The sequence below is a fragment of the Zavarzinella formosa DSM 19928 genome, assembly GCF_000255705.1.
Taxonomy (GTDB): domain Bacteria; phylum Planctomycetota; class Planctomycetia; order Gemmatales; family Gemmataceae; genus Zavarzinella; species Zavarzinella formosa.
Map to the genome: position 1 here is coordinate 1 of NZ_AIAB01000511.1, position 3476 is coordinate 3476.

The following is a 3476-nucleotide window of genomic DNA, read 5'->3' on the forward strand; positions in this document are numbered from 1 at the left end:
ACCCCCGATGTGACGATGCACTTCGCCTATCGCTGGGGCAACGGGGAATGGAAAGAAATCCATCATCTGAAGCCGGGCCGGGCCGAATGGTTCGCGATCCCGCTCGACGCCTCCGGCCGGGCGCCCCGGTTCGAGATCAAGCTCAACGAGGCGATCGGCGCCGCCCTCCCGATCAACCGGACCTTCCACCTGCGGGCCAACGCCGCCCCCGACCGCGGCGCCCAGTTCGGCCACCAGCACGAAATCCTCCGCGACAAGAGTGACCGCGATTATGTCTCCGTCTTCGACATGGGACGATGAGGACGAGGGGGGCCGGCCTGTCCGGGCCGGGCCTTCTCCTTGGAAGACCGCCATTGCCCTTCCCCGAAAACCAAGTCAACACCGGCAACACCTTCAGCTTCATCATCAACCCCGAAATCCTCGAATGCGTTTCGCCCCTCTCGATGTGAGGGGCGAAACGCATCGGGCGATGACTGCAATGGTTGCCGTGCTTGGGAACCCATCGCGCATTTCAAACAAAAACTACCGGCAATCTCATCGCCAGCGCAGACTACCAACCGCCTAGCATGGCGGTATTCAAAAAAACGCCAAATTTTAGACATGCAAAAATCGATTCTTCTTACTATTTGTATTTTTGATTGGTTCAAGCTGATTTGATTTTTTTAAAATTTACCGTTGTCGATTGGAATTATATGTCTATGATTGATTTAGGCAAGTCTTGAACTTTCTATCAGACTTGGGGAGAGAGTTTTCTTGGTGTGGTAGAGGTGAGTAGAAAATCCATCACAAAAGATGGCTATTCCCGAGCCGTTGCATTTTTCACAAAATCTATTGCTCGGGCCGAATTGAAGATTACTGTTTGTCTTTTTCATGGGTTGTGAACCAATGAAATTTCCATTGTTTTATCACAATGGCCGAATTGCCTTGGGTTGCTCTGTGTAAAACGCCACTGTTCTCTCCCTAAGTCATTTGAACAAAACAGTTGAAAGAAGACAATTGTTTTTTGAGAAAGATGAAGGGCCGACTTTCCACGGGTAAAAAACAAAACCGGCGGCACTTTCGCACCACCGGTTCAGTATTTTGCCGACAAAAGCATGCAGCCGGGCGGCTTATCGCCAGCGGACCGCGCATGCAGCCCTCCCAACCGCACTATTATTCTAGGGGCCGTACTCGCAACGGTCAACCTCCATGTATCTCCTTTACCTTGACGATTCTGGTTCCGCGGAAAATCCAAAAGAGCAATATCTTGTGCTTGGAGGCATATGCGTCTACGAACGTCAAGTCTCCTACTTTACCCAAGAACTGGACAAGATCGCCGAGCGATTGGTCCCCGGACATGCCGACTCGGTTGAATTTCACGCCTCCGAAATTTTCTCCGGGCGAATCGATCCTTGGAAATCATTGTCCAAGGACCAACGGCGCGACGTGATCAAAGAAGTCCTCGCGGTTGTTGCGAATTCTTACGACAGTGCGAGGGCGTTTGCATCAGTCGTGCACAAAGCGTCTTTCACACCAAGGCATGCAATGGAAGTGGCGTTTGAGGATATTTGCAGCCGGTTTGACCGCTTTTTGAGACGAGTCGACGGGAAGGGCCTCATCATTCTCGACGAAAGCACCCACGCCACGCGGCTTGTCGAACTGTCTCATCAATTTCGCAGACTCGGCACTCAATGGGATGTCATCCGCAATATTGTCGATGGCCCGATGTTTGTCACATCACGGGCGTTTCGATGCGTCCAAGTCGCCGATCACATCGCCTACTCCGTTTACCGTAGATTCGAGGCCAAAGACGCGACTTACTTTGATGTGTTTGCAAAGAGATTCGACACGGATCGCAAGATCATTCATGGGATTGGTCATCTCGAAAAAGGCATTGAAGACTGCATGTGCATCGGCTGTCTCAGTCGCCGATGATGGCATCTCGCTCCGCGAAGGTTATCCCGTCCTCATTTCACATATCCAACGCTATTCCTCATACGCCCCCATCCTCTTCCTCAACCTCACCAGTGTGTTGAACACCAGCCTCTTGCGTTCTGGGCCAGGCAATGCCTCCGTTTTCTGGCGGCGATGCTGGCATGGCCTCACCGCTGACGACGGAAGGCCAACGCTAGCAGTTGAACATCGTCCAGCCATCAATCAGGAAACGTGGCGTTTCAAATCTTCGGCGAGGTTTCGCATTTCTTCGATGCCGTTTGCAACGGAATCAGCGTAGGGGATACCGTTACCCGGCGGGGTTGTCGTCGCACCTTCGCCGTGTTAATGTACATATGTATCTATCCGCATTTATGCGGATAATTATCCTCACAACGGATTGATTGCTTCGCAGGAATTTTGTCATGGTCTCCGCGATCGACGTGGCCCGTCAGTTCGTCATTCTTGCCGGCGCGGACGGCGAGCCGTTGAACCAGATGCGGCTGTACAAGCTGATGTACTACGCCCAGGGATGGTCGATGGCGTGGTATTTGGAGCCGTTGTTTGACGACCGGATTGAGGCGTGGAAGCTCGGGCCGGTGCCCAAAAACATCCGGCGGGAACTTCAATCATTTGGCGACGATCCGATCAGCGGTCTCGGCGAACCGGAGGCCCTGACTGTCCGGGCGAGGGATTTGATCGGGGCGGTTTGGAACAAGTTTCGAGAGTTCTCGGGGTTTGGCCTGTCAGACCGAACCCACAAGGAACCGCCGTGGCGGGATGCCTACATGCCGGATGCGGGCGGGCGATGCAGCAACGCCATCACCAATGAAGCCTTGCTGGCCTACTTCGGGCGTCTCTACGAACAAGACACCGGCGAACCGCCCGGCGGAGAGGCCCGACTGGAGAGTCAGTTCGCCGAGGGGAAATTAGTCCCGCTGTCCGAGGTGATCGCCAGGATTGGCAAAAAATGAGCGTCGAAGTCAGCCTGACGCCCGAGGCCGCCGCCGCCCTTGAAGCCCTGCCGGACGAGGTGCGGTTGCTGGCCGCAGAGCATCTTCTTGTCTTCCAGCAAGACTGGCAATCCGTGACACGCATGGCCTATGCTCCCGTCGCCCCCGGTTATCGCACCGGATACCGGGTGAGGCGGGCCGATCAATCCGTCTATCTGCTGGAATTTCGCTTTCGCTGGCTGGCGGATGCCACCATCGCCGTGATTCGCCGGGTGGACTGGCAACTTGAGGAACATGCCCCTTGGTTGCTTGATCCAACCGAATGGTACGACGAACAACAACCGTATCCCAGAATCACCGTCGATTGGTGATTCATTCTCGCCCTTCACTCCCCCGTCCGTGCCACCCCCATCCTCTTTCTCAACCGCGCCAGCGCGTTCAAAGCCAGCCCCCTCACGTTCTGCGCGGAGCAGCCCATCAGTTTTCCAACGGTTTCGCTGGTCCGGGGGCCGTCGTCGTTGAGGCCGTAAGTGAGGGCGAGGGCCTGGAGTTGGCGGGGGGGGAGGAAGCGGAGGGCGTCGAGGTCTTCGGGGGTGGTGGGCGGGGGTTCGG

The 3476-nt window shown here is 55.4% G+C and carries 5 protein-coding genes; 4 read left to right on the top strand and 1 reads right to left on the bottom strand.

The genetic code is table 11. The features are described 5' to 3' along the window. The 4 genes from BGIM_RS47820 to BGIM_RS0100325 form a co-directional block, all read left to right on the top strand. A partial coding sequence (locus BGIM_RS47820; RefSeq protein WP_040887364.1) for a hypothetical protein occupies positions 1 to 300 on the top strand: 300 nt, incomplete at its 5' end. 888 nt (positions 301 to 1188) lie between these two features. Beyond that, positions 1189 to 1914 (top strand): DUF3800 domain-containing protein, encoded by a 726-nt coding sequence (locus BGIM_RS47825; protein WP_020467860.1) that lies wholly within the window; start codon positions 1189 to 1191, stop codon positions 1912 to 1914. A 422-nt stretch (positions 1915 to 2336) separates the two neighbouring features. Further along, positions 2337 to 2885: a Panacea domain-containing protein gene (locus BGIM_RS0100320; RefSeq protein WP_020467861.1), complete on the top strand. Its 549-nt coding sequence runs from the start codon at positions 2337 to 2339 to the stop codon at positions 2883 to 2885. Next, positions 2882 to 3235, top strand: coding sequence for a hypothetical protein (locus tag BGIM_RS0100325; protein WP_020467862.1), 354 nt, complete (start codon positions 2882 to 2884; stop codon positions 3233 to 3235). The genes BGIM_RS0100320 and BGIM_RS0100325 overlap by 4 nt, the downstream gene beginning before the upstream one ends. A gap of 14 nt (positions 3236 to 3249) precedes the next feature. Here the strand turns inward: BGIM_RS0100325 and BGIM_RS0100330 are convergent. Further along, a partial coding sequence (locus BGIM_RS0100330) for a sigma factor-like helix-turn-helix DNA-binding protein (protein ID WP_029629605.1) occupies positions 3250 to 3476 on the bottom strand: 227 nt, incomplete at its 5' end.